This window comes from Paenibacillus sp. RS8, from assembly GCF_041956825.1.
In the GTDB taxonomy this organism is placed as follows: Bacteria; Bacillota; Bacilli; order Paenibacillales; family Paenibacillaceae; genus Paenibacillus_AQ.
The window spans coordinates 4760345-4774697 of sequence record NZ_CP168131.1 but is presented as its reverse complement, the minus strand read 5'-3'; the positions used below and the strand labels follow the sequence as shown (position 1 = coordinate 4774697).

Below are 14353 nucleotides of genomic sequence, written 5' to 3'. Positions count from 1 at the left end.
TCTTACTTCATAAAATGATCCATAAATCTCTTAATGACTGGAACATCAGGAGGTGACAACTCGCTAGGCAATTCTCCATAATTAAAAAAACGGACTTCTTGTACTTCAATTCCATCTTCTTTAAGCACACCGTCAAATTCCGTACTTAGATAAGCGGCTACTACATTATATACTTCATCACCGTTTGGATATTTGTAATAAAGTTCTTGTCCAGAGAACATGTCAAACAATTCAAGTCCTCTGGCCTGTAAACCTGTCTCCTCAAAAAGTTCCCTTTTGGCAACCTCTTCCAAAGTCTCCCCAAGCTCCATTGAGCCACCTGGCAATCCCCAGCAACCGTTGTCCGTTCTACGTTGTAAGAGTAATTGCTGTTCGCTACACAACAAAACACAGGCTCCTGCCATAATAAGCGGCCTGGTACCCACATGTTTTCTTAGCTCCATAATATAATTACTCATTAAACAGCACCCTCTCCTTAATGCTTATATTTTTTTGTTCTTTTCCAAAAATTCATCTTCAGTAAGTCCAGATCCGATCATCATCCTGCCAATAATAATTGCTGTAATCTATATCTCGCATAATACACTCCGGAAAGTAGTTATTTTAGTCTGTTGATATACTTAAATGCTGTTGAAGTTTTGAATAATCATAAATATCCACAATTGCACCGTGTTCAAAATTAGGTTTAAACAAAAACTCAATGATTTGTTGTGCTGTTTCCTGTGCTGTTGTGAGCATCCCAGTTTCCTTAACTACCTCAAATATCTCTGCTGATGGAAATGTTGATTTATCCTGGCTTCTAGCCTCTCTTTGCAGATTGGTATCAATCATTCCTGGCCAGATCGATACAATTCCAACTGGTGTTTTGGAGTGATTTTGTTCTAGTCCCACACATTGTGAAAAAACATCTAGCCCAGCTTTTGCTGCTGAATACAGACTCATGCCAGGATGATGATTCTTAGCAGAAGAGGATGATATATTTAAGATCCTTTTGTCGATTAGATGACCATTCGTATGCTTTATAAACATTGAGGTTAGTATAATAGGAGCTAATAAATTCACATTTATATTTCCCGTTATTTCATCAACCCTTGCTGTATCAATAAATGAGACAGGAGAAATCATTGAAGCGTTATTAATAAGGTAGATTCCCTCCGCTTTTGACACGTTAATAGAATTGAAAATACTCCCCATCAGAGATTCAATCAGATGAATGTGATTCAAATCAAATTCATAATAGGTTATATTACTACTTTTGCTTACTAAACTCTCATTTCTTTCACGTGAGATACAAAACAGATAGTGATCAGGAGAGACTAGTTGTTCTGCTATTGACTCTCCAATTCCTCTTGAAGCTCCTGTAATAATGAAGTATTTCATAAGGGCAATCCTCCTCGAATTGTAACCTGATACTAATACCAACTACTAGAGTATCACATTTAAAGAATCGCCTTGTCAAATACATCCATTACGTGCATGTTCTACCTAATATAAAAAAAGCTACCTCATGGTAGCTCTATGAATCTTGATTACTAGATGTTTATTTCGTTTTTGGAACATGAAAACCATTGTTTTGCGCGTAATTTTCAATACTCCAGATGCCGATTCCCTGCTCTCTTGCTTTATCCTGAATAGCTCTAAATTGATCTACGTATTTCGTATTAGGTGCAAATACATATGCCACACGTGCATAACCCTGCTCTAGCAGAAGCTCATTAAACATTTTGCCATCGATATAGAGATAACAGAGTAGACGACCATATTTATCTCGTTCTGATACATCCAGTTCAATTTGCACATCTTTATTGGTAAGCATCTTTTTGGCATAATCAGAGGCTTCTATCGAAAATGGTTGTGGCTCAGGAATATTCGGATTAACGGATTCAGGAGTATCAACTAGTAACAATCGAATAGTTTCTTTTTTACCGTCGATCGTCAGCTTCATGGTGTCACCATCAACTACCCGTGTTACCTTAGCATCTAGTAAACGTCTATTGTCCTCTACTGTATTCTTTGCGGTAGCATCAGATTTAGGCTCAGGACTCGTAGTTATTGCTGGAACAGGATCTGAAGCAGACTGCTCTACAATAGTGCAACCGGTAACGGTTCCTAGTAGGAGGATGATGGCCATGCAGATTTTCATAAGATACATTTTACTCATAAATAAACCTCTTTCTTAAACATATGTAATAGCTTCATGGGGTCTAATTAAAATAAAGCAAAACCGTGAAAAACACAAGTTTGTATTACTTAATATAGAAAACAACGACAACTATGTACCAGAAAAATAAGATACATGGCTGTCGCTGTTATATTAAAATTATAATCTCCGTTAATCACCCAGCTTAGCTTCTGCTACGTTTAAGTTGGAGATTTTTATTTTGATTATGATCGATAAGAAAGCAAGCAGGGAAAAAATAATCCCAATCCAAATGAGTTCATGTATACCTGAGCGAGAAATAAACCAACCACCGATAGAAGTACCTATTGTAATTCCAAGATTGGAGAATGAAATAAACAAGCTGTTACCGAATTCGGGAGCTTCTTTCGTCTCGGTCGTTAACCATGCTTGACTGATAATGAGTCCGCCGGAATGCACTACCCCCCAAATAATTATGATAATAACCATTGGAATGAAATAAGATCCTAGAAAATAAACGAAGAAGTAAGTTACCGCATATAGCAGAGGAAACATGATGACGGTCTTTGGAATGCTTTTATGTAAAAGGCCCCCAAATAAAAAATTCCCAAAAATCATGACTATACCAAAGGCCATTAACATGATACTAATCCACGACCCATTCATATGTGTTACTTGACCAAGATACTCAGCAAAGTAACTATATACAGAAAACATCGCTGCAAATATAAAAATAACTGTCACTATATTTAACCATAATAGGGGTTTACGTAATATACCAAGCTGCTTGCCATAAGACATTTTTTCTTTAACAGGCATGGAAGGAAGCCAAGCGAGTATCCCTAAAAAGGCAATTATACTTACAACAGCACCAAACAGAAAAGCAACTTCTAACGATATTTTGTCAGCGAGATAAGAAGTCAAAGGCACTCCGAAAGCAAACCCGACTGTGATTCCGGCGAAAACCTTTGTAACTGCCTTAGTACTCTTGTTTGGTGGGACAAGTTGAGCAGCGGTCACAAGAGCAACTGAAAAAAAGACGGGATGAAATATAGCAGGAATAATACGGAAAATAAGCATTACTTCAAACATGGTCGTAAAAGCATACACAATGTTTGAAATCGCAAAAATAAGTACAGCCGTTAATAGAATAACTTTACGATTAATACCAGAAGCCAGTAATGTTAGAAATGGACCAGAAATGGCAACGACTAAAGCAAATATACTTACAAGCCATCCAGTCTGTGAAGTCGTTATATTAAATTTTTGAGTTATCTGTGGTAGAACACCTATAATTCCCATTTCCGTAGTGATAATACCAAATACACCTAAAGCCAGAATAATGATAAGCAACGGGTTAATCTTTTTCATTTTTAAAACAATCCTCCATTTATATTCACATATATAGATTTGTAGATATGTATTATCAAAAAAAATCTTCCCTCCTCTCATTTATAGTTTCTGTTTAATATACTCGGAAAACTCCTGAATTGTCTTCTCATTCCGACGATAATACGTCCACTTCCCAATCCGCTCAGATTCCAACAAACCAGCTTTTTGCATAGTCAACAAGTAACTCGAGATAACAGACTGTGCAAGTCCCGCTTTAGCTTGAATATCTCCCACGCATATACCAATTCGAAAACTCAGGCCTTGTTGTAAATAAGGCTTTTCATCAAAGAATTCCTCTGGAGTTTTTAACCACATCATAATTTGACTACGTGTCTCGTTAGATAAAGCTTTAAATATCATTAAAGGTTCCATGCGTTTCATTATATCTACTTTTATAGATTTGTAAATATAAAAGTTATTTAGTGCATGAGAAATTTCCAAATTAACCAGCAAAGCAGTACGGATACCCACGAAATAAAACCGAAAATCATCACGATTTTGTTTTCGCTCCATCCGTATTTTAAGCTGAAATGGTAATGAATCGGAGCCATTCGGAACAGCCGCAGCTTAGTTCGTTTATAGTACCAAACTTGTAATATGACCGACAACTGCTCTGCAAAATAGACGAAAAACAAAATCGGAATCAAAAGCTCGACCTTCTCAATGACAGCTAAAATGGAAAGAGAGCCACCGATCGCCAGTGATCCTGTATCACCCATAAACGCTCTTGCCGGATAAATATTGTAAAGGAACAGCCCCAGCAGACAGCCAATCATGACAAGGGAAAATGTCTGCACTTCAGGTTTGTCCGAAATCATAAAAAAGAAAAAATACGTTGGAATGGCTACATTGATCAGTAGCCCATCAAGACCGTCCGTAAAATTGATGGCATTTGCGGTGCCCACCACAAACAGCAAAATGATTCCGACATAAAGATACAAAGGCAATTGCAAATAGTGCCCTTGAAATAACCCAATATCGCTCGTCAGGCCTAACGAATGGAACAACACATACAAAATGGATCCAGTAAAAATAAATTGCAACACTAGCTTTGTGCGGCCGGTGATGCCGGACGGATTTTGCCAAAAAGCCTTTTTGAAATCATCCAGAAATCCGACTGAGCTGAACAACAAAAACGTGACACATAAGAGTAACATTAGAGGTCCGGGATGAAACTGTAACGAGATCGCTATCCCGATAAGCAGGACCAACCCTGCCATAAGCGGTGTACCACGTTTGGCCTGATGATCTGCTGGTAGCTCGGAGCGAATCGGCTGCGTTAGCCCCAGCCTGTGTAGCGTCCAGATCAACAGCGGCGTAAACATCGCCACTAGAAGAAAAGACAGGCCGGAAATAGCCATAATTCCAAACATATAACAAACTCCCCTCTTTGAAAAGTATCATTTTAACATTTCCACTCCAAGTGTTCCTACTTTTGAACCTAACTCACACTCACAAAATTGTTTTGAGAGTTATTAAGATCGCTTGAATTATGTAAAGTAAAGTTTTATCCCTCTCACTTGTATCTTTAGTAAAATGATATATGTAAATAAAATTTTGAAAAAGAGAAAGTATTCTGTTTTTATTTCCTATTTTCGCTCCACATTAAAAAATACTTCCGTTCAATAAATGAAGGACTGCCTATCGGCAGCCCTTCATTTATTGAACATTCTTCACATTCCAGTAATCGACAATTGTTATCCCAAATAGAATAGAATGGTCCGGTATCAAGCTTTAACCTTAACCATAACAATAAATACAGTACTTCCTTTTAAAAATTCAGTTTCCCGGCTAAATCCCAATTTCTCATACAAACGTATCGCTCTTTCATTAAACTTTGCCACTGTCAGACGTTTTGAGCTTTTCCCGAACATTGAATCCATTTTACTTAGAACAGCTGTGAAAAATAGAGTCCCATTTCCCTGCCCTGTAAATTCTGGTCTCATCCCTAATCCAATATCTATAAACCCCTGAGAATATGTATATGACTTATTTGGAACCTGCGCTGAGCTTCCTGTACAGAAGAACCCTACTAACTCTTTATTATCATCAAATATGGAAAAATATGATTCAGCAAGCATTTCACTTATGGCTTCAGGCGTTTGTTCATTGTTGTAAAAATCATAAGGTTGTTCATATCGCCAGCTTAATATATTCCTAGCAGCATCAGCATTCAGCTTTTCCATGTAAAGTTTCATTTCGCACCACCTTATGTTCAAAATCAATAGGCACCTATGAGTCTAACTCCGCTAACTCCCGAAGGATTTTCTCTACGTCACCATCAGTATTTAACGCTTCGATCATCTCTTTCGTAATGGCTGCCCCCTCATAAACCTTTTCAATAATCTCTAAGGGGAGCGTGATTTCAAAATAACCTTCAGCAAATTCCACAAAATCTTCAGCTGTTCGGAAAATAGTCCCTAGTAAAAAGTCCGAGCCATCTTCTGTCCCCGCTGGAATCTCTACCTTCCCCTTTTTCCACGTCAAGTCATTATTTTCACGCCAAAAACAAAAAGTAACATCATCCTTAGCTATCGCCTCATCTTCAAGAATAGACAACAGTGAGGTGGGGACTTCTTCATAGATTCCTGGCCAAACTTCATGTTCGTCGTGCGCATATGGACTTACTTCGGATTCATGATCAAAACCTTTAATTATCGTTCCTTGAGGTACAAAAATAATAAACAAATTATCACCTGAGCCATTATCGATCGATGCTAGAGAAACATTCTTATCAAATTTAGAATCAAAACTATGATAGCGAAGCCATTCCTCTGAACATAGGACAATATTTAGAGAAGCAAGTATTTTCATGAGTTTTTTTAAGTTTTCGTGTGCTGGTAAAATATCTAACACATTCATCTATGATTCCTCCCCATACTAGTTATTAATGATTTTAGCATATTGATGAATTAGGAGTGAAAAAAAAGACTACCCGAAGGTAGCCTTTCCAACATAACAAGACACTAGCTTAACTTAAGATCCGGCTCCCTTATATCTTCTAACGCCATAACTCCAAGCTAAGAAACCAATTCCAAGGAATATCGCACCTACAACTGGTGTCATAAGAGCAAGGTTTGTCATCTCTTCTCGCTGTAGGAAGAGCGCTGCCGGATAGACTCCGACGAATGCAAACGGTATGATCCACGTGAGTAATACCTGAATAGCACGATTGTAGATCGTTACCGGATAACGGCCATAGGTTTGAATGTTGTACATTAACGGAAGAATGCCCGTAGGAGCATCCGAATAGAAAGACAATGAAGTCAATGTTGTATAAATCCCAGTATAGATGGCGACGGCACTTAACGTAAGAATGATCAGAGCTGGTATCGTCCACCATTCAAAGGGAAGACCCAGATTACTGCCACTAATAGCCATAATAATAATACCTATGAAAGAGCCCATTAGTGCTGGTGGATCAACATTTTCCAAAAAGATCTGGAATAAATTATGCGCTGGGCGTGTCAGAATACGGTCCATCTCACCTTTAACGATGTAACGCTCACTAAATCCCCATAGATTCACAAAACAACTAAACACCCCAAAAGGCACCATAAAGAATCCATACACGAACACTACTTCGTTCTGATTCCAACCGCCTAGGCTATCCGTATGCATGAAAATCACCAGAATAAAGATAAAGTTGGTGGCCTGGAAAAGTAAATCTGATATGACCTCTACCCAAAAGTCTGCACGATAGGTGAGCCGGGACTTCATATAGTTCTTGATGTATTCAATTAATAATCCAAGGTAATACACGTTTCCTCAACCTCCCTGCACGAAGAGACGCTGCCGCGCCGCATGATATAACCAGACAATTGGAATCAGTAAGGCCAGGAACCAAACGATCTGGATCCCCAGTACATTCCAAATCCCAACCCCTTGCACTCGTCCCGTAAACACTGAGCCCGGCAAGTAAGTAATCGCCTGAAACGGCAGCACCTTAAGTATAGAAGATAGCCAGTCAGGAAACAGACTGATCGGCACGATCAGACCGGAGAACAGATCAACAATTACCCGCTTCATTCGCATCATGCCCTCATTATTCTCAACAAAGAAGGCCGAGAGCCCCGTAATAATATTGATCTGTGAATTAATCAAAAAGCTGAAAAAGAGCATTACAAGAAAACCCGCCCAAGCAGATGGTGCTGTCGGTAATTGAACCGGGAACAACAACATCGCTATAGCCATACCGGGAATCATAAACAAGAGGAAGCGGAACATGCCCTCTCCGAGTCCTTGCATCATTTTGACTAAGACATAGTTATAAGGCCTTATAAACTGAATAGCGATGCTTCCGTCTCGTATATCCGTAGAAATCTCACGATCTAGATTATTAAAATAAAACGCACGTGCCATCCAAGAAACAGCAACATAAGACGTCATTTGCGTTGCGGTAAAGCCACCAAGTGAATCCCCATTCCCATAGATGGCCATCCATGTGAAATAGTTAACCCCGATATTCAAGGAATAGATAAGAATACCTGAGTAGTAGTTAATCCGATAAGCAAGCATGGTAAGGAACCGGATGCGTATAAAATCAATGTACGCCCCAAATAGTAATCTCCGACTATTCTCTGGAGGACCACCTGAAGACGAACCTCCTGAGGAAGAAGACATAGCTGTTGCAGCATTAAGCTTATCAGACATGTAAAGCCTCTCTTTCATCCTTCAGAGCGGCAGCTTGTTTCTCTGGTTTATCCGCAGACCCGGATTGATAAATACTGCGAACAATATCGTCCGTATTCGTCTCAATAATTTTGATATCAGTAATGTCAGCTTTCCCTACTACCCGTCCCAAAACATCGGAAACATTTATATCCAGCGGTATCCAAACCGATGCTCCAAGATCGTTCTCTGCAGACCAAGTAACCGGCATCCCTTCAGTCCAAAGCTCAAGCAGCTGCCGTTTCGTTGCATTCCCGAATTGAAATTGAACTTCACGTCCGGTTCCCCAACGTTGCTTCAGGTCTTCCAGTCCTCCGTCATAAATGATACGGCCATCATCAAGCATAATCACCCGCGAACACAGGGCTTCAATGTCTTGCAAATCATGTGTAGTCAGCAGGATGGTTGTCCCATGCTCACGGTTCATATCTTTAAGAAATTCACGGATCTCTGATTTCACCACAATATCTAAGCCAATGGTCGGTTCATCCAGAAATACAATCGACGGATTATGAAGCAATGCTGCTACTAATTCACAACGCATCCGCTGACCGAGACTAAGCTTACGAACGGGACGATTCAGTAGTTCTTGCAGCTGCAAGCGTTCGACCAATTCATCAAGCCGTTTCTTGAAGTCTTGTTCAGATACCCGGTATACCTTGCGCAGCAGCTGGAAGGATTCAATGACCCCAATGTCCCACCATAGCTGGCTGCGTTGCCCAAACACCACACCGATATTCTTCACGAATTTCTCGCGCTCCAAATAAGGAACATAACCACCCACCGAAAGATTTCCTGAAGTGGGTACGAGAATACCCGTGAGCATCTTGATCGTAGTTGATTTTCCAGCACCGTTCTCACCGATATAACCACAAATCTCACCTTCGGGAATGGAAAAGGATATATCCTTCACCGCAGTTACTTCCGTATACTCCCTTTTAAACAAATCAGCGAAGGCCCCTTTGAGACCTTCGCGGTTTTTTTGCACTTTAAATGTTTTACGTAAGTCTTGTACTTGAATAGCAGTCATATTGTACCTCACTAAGCTTAAAGTTGGGTTCCAGTAACCCATTATAATAGAAGAAGTCCAAAAGCACTACCTCAATTTTTACTTAGCCAGTCTTCCTACGATTGGATTTGTATCTTTTACTGCCTCTAGATGTCCTGAACGAGCCACTTTGGTACGCAAGTATTTCTCATTAAACGAAGATACATCTCCCCATAGCGCTACTCTTTTCACAGCGTTCATTCCAGCTGCCTTAAGAGCTTCCAGTTTCTTCGGATTGTTCGTAATTAGTGTGACTGGTTTATGACGAAGATGTTGTAGAACACTAATCGCTTCTTCATAATTTCTAGAATCATCAACAAAACCCAACTCCAAATTAGCCTCAACTGTATCGTATCCTTCTTCTTGTAAAAGATACGCTAAAGATTTACTGAACAGTCCAATGCCTCTGCCTTCATGGTTAGCCAGATAAAATAACGCACCTGAGCCATGCTCTACGATCATTTTCATGGACTGATGCAACTGGAAGCCACAATCACAACGTTTACTGCCAAAAATATCTCCGGTATGGCAAATGCTGTGCATCCGAATTAGAGCTTCATCGGAACCCTCGAAATCACCATATACTAACACACTGGATTGTTGTCCATCTGCAAGGCTCATGGATGGTAACTTGGAAATCAAAGCGGCGGTTGCTTCATTGCTGTCTCCTTTAAGAAGCTCTGCATCTGTAGTGTTCAACCAGTTGTACCATTTAAAAGTAACAGTCTCTCCGTCTAAATTCACAGGTAAAGTAATCGGTCCAACCAATATATTTGTACTGTTTGCTAAAGGAATACGAGTAATTTTATTTTGTAGGATTGAAATAATATCTGGTTTTGTCATGTGTAACACCTTCCTCAATGTTCATCTAGTATAGCTGTAGCTATACATAAGGATCGAATATTAGTTAAAATATAAGTAACTATTTGTAAGTAAGTTTATCATTGTAATATAACTTCGTCAAGTTATAATATATCTTTAAATATTTATAATTACTTTATGTAAGTTTATGATATAATGAATGTTGAGGTGATATTATGAATGATTTCAACATGTGTCCTCGCTTTGAAAAAGCGGTAGACTTGCTAAGTAAACGTTGGGTCGCGCTGATCGTTTTCGTGCTTATGCCAGGTCCACGTCGTTTTGGCGAAATTGAAAGCTGTCTGTCTAATCTAAGTGGTAAAGTGTTATCTGACCGATTAAAAGAAATGGAAATCGAAGGTATTATTGAGCGAACCGTATATCCAGAAATGCCCGTACGCATTGAGTACTCCCTTACTCCAAAAGGTACCGCGTTGGCTCCTATACTTGGTGAAATTGGAAATTGGTCTACAGACTGGATTGAGCTTGGTGTTACAAATTAATCGGTCTCCACTAACTTGAAGAGCCCTTTTTGTTCCGTAAATTCGGCAACAAAAAGGGCATTTTAAGTTCTTCAATGTATTATTGAACTGCTATAAATCCTTCCGTTGAAAACGATACAATCCGATTAAGAATGCCAGTAGCGTATAGAAGATCGCATATACGATAAATGTATTGGATGGGACTGAGGCGAAATTTACTAACCCAAATGAACTACTGGAACCATTAAACATCCCGCTCATTTCGTTAATGCTAAATAATTCAGCAGTCATTCTACGCTGTAATCCATCTACAGGCATTAGTAACGACATTATACCTGTCATATTATTTAAAGTGCTAAGCGCTGTAGGCTCAGATAGTAAAGAACTGCTTACCTTGTCAATCATTCCTCCTAGCCATCCAGCACCATAAAGCATAGTCATAAATACCCCATTCCCAAGTGCCGAAAAGAATCCTGAACCCAGCATAGAAATAGTTATCAGCAACGGTACGATAGAGGCAAAGAGCAGGAAAGATTTGAATAGCGCTAATCCATCTCTCGGAATTGCGGCATGGACTTGAGTAATTAGCAATATAGAAATAAATAAAATAAGCGCATACCCTATCCCCAATGTTACATAACCAAGCCAGCGACCGGCATACCATTTCCAGCGTGGAATGGGTCTTGGAAGCAAGGCTTGCATCACACCCTGCTCTGCCTCACCTGAAATGGCGGAGAATGAACTAAATATTGCTAAAAAAGCAATTACAAAGGCCCCGAAAAAAAATCCAAACGATAAAATAAATAAACCATTAGTAAAACGCATAAGGAGTTCTTCTCCAGTAGGAATACTCGATCCTTGAGACATAGTACTTTGTCCGATTGTACCCGCAATAAACCAAAACCCAATAAGAAAGACCACGGTCATTAGTAATGTCAGCACCATTACTCTTTTACGCAGCAATTCCTTCCAGGTCATCCCCATTATAATTCTCATTCCTGTTCACCTCTGTGGCTTAGTCCGGATACAGCATCCATAAACCACTCTTCCAGACGTTCTTTCTTGCGTGAAACTTCATATAAAGTCATCCCTTGTTCTACAATTAATGTATTTAACCACCCCACCTGCTCTTCACTTTCCAGCTCTGCCTCCAACCAAACCGTACTTCTGTCTATCGATTGCAGAGATTGCAGATTTTCTAACCCGTTTATCAACTTTTCTTCGGTATGGGAAGACACCCGAATCTGCAAGCCTGTGTTCTCATTTAGCCATGACAATAAAATAGGCGCATAGCCGCCTACTTTAAAATGCCAGCTCATACGCTTGTTCAGCATCTCGGACACTTTGCCATGCCGGAGAATAACCCCATTATTCAGTAACGCCATTCGGTCACAAAGTACTTCAACATCCTCTAACAAATGAGAGTTTAGAAATATCGTAACTCCTTTTTCTTTTAGGTTCTGTAATATACGCCGGACTTCCTGACGTCCAATTGGATCTAGTGCCGATGAGGGCTCATCCAAAAAAACAATAGCCGGTTCATTTATAAGTGCACAAGCCAACCCCAATCTTTGCTGCATTCCCTTAGAATAATGCTTTACTCGATCTCGTCCACGCTTACCAATTCCAACCTCATCCAGTAGTTGTGGAATCCTCTTATCTGCTACAGACCGTTGCATTCCGCATAATCTTGCATGCAGCCTCACAACCTCCTCACCCGTCAGCCATTCCTGATAACGATACAATTCTGGCAAATAGCCGATAAGTGCTTTTGCTCCCAAGGAACCAATCTTATGCCCGAATAGGCTCCCACTACCGCTTGATGGATGAATAAGTCCTACTAGCATTTTCACAAAGGTGCTTTTACCTGCACCATTAGGGCCGAGGAAGCCAAAGGCTTCCCCTTTCCCTACACTAATACTTACATCTCGACAACCGCGCCCGTTATCAAATTCCTTGGTTAGGGACTTAGCTTCAATTGCTGCAGTACTCATGATTCAATCAACTCCTGAACCTTGGTCATAAGCTTCTCTTTACTCGAATAGATCTCACCTGACAAATTGAATAGCTGCCCATCCTGAATCCATGTAGCTTGATATACAGGACCGCGGCTGTATTCATAATTATCAACAATAACTAAAGTATCACCCACAGTTATTTGCTCCGTATTTTCTCCAGCGATTAACGGCATTGGGATTTCCCCGGATAAGACCCTGCTCTGCATTAAGCTAGTCTTCAAGTAATCCGGCAACAGTGGGAAATTCACTACAGCTTCCAAAGCTTCTTCCACTTTAATAGAAGGATCAACGTTAAGTACAGGCGCATTCATCTGCGACAGACTTGCCCAATGCGTTTCATCAGATGAGAGATTGTAATTCACAATTTCCGGAATATGAAGTGTAATTGGTTTACCGTCAATCGATTCAGGCAGCAGATGTTCTGCCCCGATTTTTTTCAAGGCTTTGTTCACTTCGTCAACTTTCAGATTAAGCGTGATATCCTGTGAAGCACCCACCGTAACTGTATTACGCCCTTCCCCTAAAGCAGCGATTTTCGCTGGATAGCCTACGGTAGCTTTCAGTTGATCCGCAGGCAGCTCACCAATATAAGCACCGTTAGTGTTGGTAAACTCACCGAATTGATTAATTGATCGATTAAGCTCACCGTCTTCAGCTACTTGTGTGAAAATATTTCGAAGATCATTCTCGTGTACAACCGTAACCTGTTCCATACGGAACTGATTCAGAATGGATGCCATTGCTGTATTTCCTATCGGAGTCGCGAGTATTACAGCAAAAACAGCCACACTTGCTAAAACTGCTCCCAACTTCCGACGACGGTTCATACGCAGTCGACGCGGGCGTTTTACTTGCTTATCATGGGTAGCTACAAGTAAGTCCTGCTCTACTGTTGGTGCTGGCTCTGAGTTAACACTCTCTACATTTGCTGGCTGACTAAAGTAAATAGGATCCTCAGTATTAGTCTCTGTATTTTGACTCCATTTTGCCCATTGAGGATTATAAGGCTCTTTCTCTAACTTGCTCTGCAGCTTCGCCCAGGCTTCATCTGTACTTTGCTTATCTTTATCTTGCTTTCCTGAATAGTTATTCATTAGTGTACCTCCTGAATTAAAAAGATTACTTCGTAGCTGCACTTTGAGTAATGTCTACTTTGTCTGGGGTATCGCCTTCGTTGCATTCTGTCTTAATTTCTCTGTCGCTCGGTGGAGCAAGGTTCCTACTACTGGAGGCCTTACTCCAAGCTCTCCCGCTATTTCCACGTAGCTGTACCCTGAGTAGCGTAGGAGAAGCGCCTGTCTGTCTCTTTCAGGCAATTCATTCAGCCAGACATGTACATCCTCCTGATCTAGCTTACTTAGAATGATTTCTTCACCTGAAGGCGGAGATTCACTAGCATCATATAGCTGCTCTTGTTTATTCTGCAATCGCCGTTCCCTCGCTTTTTTGTCCAGATAATCATATCCAATACGGGTAAGGACTCTATGAAGCCAGGCACCCAGCGCTGCTGGATCATCTGGTGGATTACGGTACAATCTTAGAAAAACTTCTTGAGCCAAATCATCCGCTGCCGATTCATCGCGTACCAAAGCGGCAAGCTTACGTCGGACAACAGGATAATGTTCGTAAAATATTGCTTTAAAAATTTCAGATTCCGGAATTTCCATCGTGTAAATCCTCCTTATCAGCTGCAGCTATAAGTAAGACGACTGTCAGTGCATTTTTGTATCAGAATTCTTCA

At 40.3% G+C, this 14353-nt stretch carries 17 protein-coding genes; 1 reads left to right on the top strand and 16 read right to left on the bottom strand.

Annotated features, from left to right (window positions below; all coding sequences use genetic code 11):
• Positions 1-2 precede the first annotated feature (2 nt).
• The 12 genes from ACDZ28_RS22585 to ACDZ28_RS22530 form a co-directional block, all read right to left on the bottom strand.
• Complete coding sequence (locus tag ACDZ28_RS22585; RefSeq protein WP_076118323.1) at positions 3-458, bottom strand: NUDIX hydrolase; 456 nt, start codon at positions 456-458, stop codon at positions 3-5.
• Between the two features lie 145 nt (positions 459-603).
• Positions 604-1380, bottom strand: a complete 777-nt coding sequence (locus ACDZ28_RS22580) for a (S)-benzoin forming benzil reductase (RefSeq protein ID WP_042127291.1) — start codon at positions 1378-1380, stop codon at positions 604-606.
• 160 nt (positions 1381-1540) lie between these two features.
• Positions 1541-2161 (bottom strand): thermonuclease family protein, encoded by a 621-nt coding sequence (locus ACDZ28_RS22575; protein WP_076118319.1) that lies wholly within the window; start codon positions 2159-2161, stop codon positions 1541-1543.
• Between the two features lie 171 nt (positions 2162-2332).
• Positions 2333-3511, bottom strand: coding sequence for an MFS transporter (locus ACDZ28_RS22570; RefSeq protein ID WP_375102792.1), 1179 nt, complete (start codon positions 3509-3511; stop codon positions 2333-2335).
• An 81-nt stretch (positions 3512-3592) separates the two neighbouring features.
• The gene (locus ACDZ28_RS22565) at positions 3593-3904 is read right to left on the bottom strand and encodes a helix-turn-helix transcriptional regulator (RefSeq protein WP_042132144.1); all 312 of its coding nucleotides are present in this window, start codon (positions 3902-3904) and stop codon (positions 3593-3595) included.
• A gap of 47 nt (positions 3905-3951) precedes the next feature.
• On the bottom strand, positions 3952-4905 hold the full coding sequence (mraY, locus tag ACDZ28_RS22560; protein WP_076118316.1) for a phospho-N-acetylmuramoyl-pentapeptide-transferase: 954 nt from the start codon (positions 4903-4905) through the stop codon (positions 3952-3954).
• 354 nt (positions 4906-5259) lie between these two features.
• On the bottom strand, positions 5260-5730 hold the full coding sequence (locus ACDZ28_RS22555) for a GNAT family N-acetyltransferase (protein WP_042127285.1): 471 nt from the start codon (positions 5728-5730) through the stop codon (positions 5260-5262).
• 34 nt (positions 5731-5764) lie between these two features.
• Positions 5765-6394, bottom strand: coding sequence for a hypothetical protein (locus ACDZ28_RS22550; RefSeq protein ID WP_375102791.1), 630 nt, complete (start codon positions 6392-6394; stop codon positions 5765-5767).
• A 114-nt stretch (positions 6395-6508) separates the two neighbouring features.
• The gene (locus ACDZ28_RS22545; RefSeq protein ID WP_375105393.1) at positions 6509-7252 is read right to left on the bottom strand and encodes an ABC transporter permease; all 744 of its coding nucleotides are present in this window, start codon (positions 7250-7252) and stop codon (positions 6509-6511) included.
• A gap of 48 nt (positions 7253-7300) precedes the next feature.
• Positions 7301-8050: an ABC-2 family transporter protein gene (locus ACDZ28_RS22540; protein ID WP_042193809.1), complete on the bottom strand. Its 750-nt coding sequence runs from the start codon at positions 8048-8050 to the stop codon at positions 7301-7303.
• A 127-nt stretch (positions 8051-8177) separates the two neighbouring features.
• Positions 8178-9233 carry an ATP-binding cassette domain-containing protein gene (locus ACDZ28_RS22535; RefSeq protein WP_042127279.1) on the bottom strand — a complete coding sequence of 352 codons (1056 nt, stop codon included), beginning with the start codon at positions 9231-9233 and terminating at the stop codon, positions 8178-8180.
• Between the two features lie 78 nt (positions 9234-9311).
• Entirely contained in the window at positions 9312-10094 is a 783-nt protein-coding gene (locus tag ACDZ28_RS22530; RefSeq protein ID WP_339290845.1) for a GTP cyclohydrolase II, read from the bottom strand.
• 194 nt (positions 10095-10288) lie between these two features.
• Here ACDZ28_RS22530 and ACDZ28_RS22525 point away from each other — a divergent pair, with 194 nt between their 5' ends.
• Entirely contained in the window at positions 10289-10615 is a 327-nt protein-coding gene (locus tag ACDZ28_RS22525; RefSeq protein ID WP_042127276.1) for a helix-turn-helix domain-containing protein, read from the top strand.
• 90 nt (positions 10616-10705) lie between these two features.
• Here the strand turns inward: ACDZ28_RS22525 and ACDZ28_RS22520 are convergent, their stop codons facing one another.
• From ACDZ28_RS22520 to ACDZ28_RS22505, 4 genes are read right to left on the bottom strand one after another with little or no spacing between them, the layout of a single operon-like run.
• Positions 10706-11590: an ABC transporter permease subunit gene (locus tag ACDZ28_RS22520; RefSeq protein ID WP_339290843.1), complete on the bottom strand. Its 885-nt coding sequence runs from the start codon at positions 11588-11590 to the stop codon at positions 10706-10708.
• On the bottom strand, positions 11587-12588 hold the full coding sequence (locus tag ACDZ28_RS22515) for an ABC transporter ATP-binding protein (protein WP_042127273.1): 1002 nt from the start codon (positions 12586-12588) through the stop codon (positions 11587-11589). The genes ACDZ28_RS22520 and ACDZ28_RS22515 overlap by 4 nt, the downstream gene beginning before the upstream one ends.
• On the bottom strand, positions 12585-13706 hold the full coding sequence (locus ACDZ28_RS22510; protein WP_042127271.1) for a hypothetical protein: 1122 nt from the start codon (positions 13704-13706) through the stop codon (positions 12585-12587). Before ACDZ28_RS22510 ends, ACDZ28_RS22515 begins: the two co-directional genes overlap by 4 nt.
• Positions 13707-13760: 54 nt before the next feature.
• Complete coding sequence (locus ACDZ28_RS22505) at positions 13761-14279, bottom strand: sigma-70 family RNA polymerase sigma factor (RefSeq protein ID WP_042127269.1); 519 nt, start codon at positions 14277-14279, stop codon at positions 13761-13763.
• Positions 14280-14353: the final 74 nt, after the last annotated feature.

Bases quoted from the DNA above. Each gene is read 5' to 3' on its own strand.
- ACDZ28_RS22555 (WP_042127285.1), bottom strand. From the start codon at position 5,730: ATGAAACTTTACATGGAAAAGCTGAATGCTGATGCTGCTAGGAATATA.
- ACDZ28_RS22535 (WP_042127279.1), bottom strand. From the start codon at position 9,233: ATGACTGCTATTCAAGTACAAGACTTACGTAAAACATTTAAAGTGCAA.
- mraY (WP_076118316.1), bottom strand. From the start codon at position 4,905: ATGTTTGGAATTATGGCTATTTCCGGCCTGTCTTTTCTTCTAGTGGCG.
- ACDZ28_RS22585 (WP_076118323.1), bottom strand. From the start codon at position 458: ATGAGTAATTATATTATGGAGCTAAGAAAACATGTGGGTACCAGGCCG.
- ACDZ28_RS22515 (WP_042127273.1), bottom strand. From the start codon at position 12,588: ATGAGTACTGCAGCAATTGAAGCTAAGTCCCTAACCAAGGAATTTGAT.
- ACDZ28_RS22510 (WP_042127271.1), bottom strand. From the start codon at position 13,706: ATGAATAACTATTCAGGAAAGCAAGATAAAGATAAGCAAAGTACAGAT.
- ACDZ28_RS22565 (WP_042132144.1), bottom strand. From the start codon at position 3,904: ATGGAACCTTTAATGATATTTAAAGCTTTATCTAACGAGACACGTAGT.
- ACDZ28_RS22550 (WP_375102791.1), bottom strand. From the start codon at position 6,394: ATGAATGTGTTAGATATTTTACCAGCACACGAAAACTTAAAAAAACTC.
- ACDZ28_RS22580 (WP_042127291.1), bottom strand. From the start codon at position 1,380: ATGAAATACTTCATTATTACAGGAGCTTCAAGAGGAATTGGAGAGTCA.
- ACDZ28_RS22570 (WP_375102792.1), bottom strand. From the start codon at position 3,511: ATGAAAAAGATTAACCCGTTGCTTATCATTATTCTGGCTTTAGGTGTA.
- ACDZ28_RS22540 (WP_042193809.1), bottom strand. From the start codon at position 8,050: ATGCTTGCTTATCGGATTAACTACTACTCAGGTATTCTTATCTATTCC.
- ACDZ28_RS22530 (WP_339290845.1), bottom strand. From the start codon at position 10,094: ATGACAAAACCAGATATTATTTCAATCCTACAAAATAAAATTACTCGT.
- ACDZ28_RS22525 (WP_042127276.1), top strand. From the start codon at position 10,289: ATGAATGATTTCAACATGTGTCCTCGCTTTGAAAAAGCGGTAGACTTG.
- ACDZ28_RS22520 (WP_339290843.1), bottom strand. From the start codon at position 11,590: ATGAGAATTATAATGGGGATGACCTGGAAGGAATTGCTGCGTAAAAGA.
- ACDZ28_RS22545 (WP_375105393.1), bottom strand. From the start codon at position 7,252: ATGAAGTCCCGGCTCACCTATCGTGCAGACTTTTGGGTAGAGGTCATA.
- ACDZ28_RS22575 (WP_076118319.1), bottom strand. From the start codon at position 2,161: ATGAGTAAAATGTATCTTATGAAAATCTGCATGGCCATCATCCTCCTA.
- ACDZ28_RS22505 (WP_042127269.1), bottom strand. From the start codon at position 14,279: ATGGAAATTCCGGAATCTGAAATTTTTAAAGCAATATTTTACGAACAT.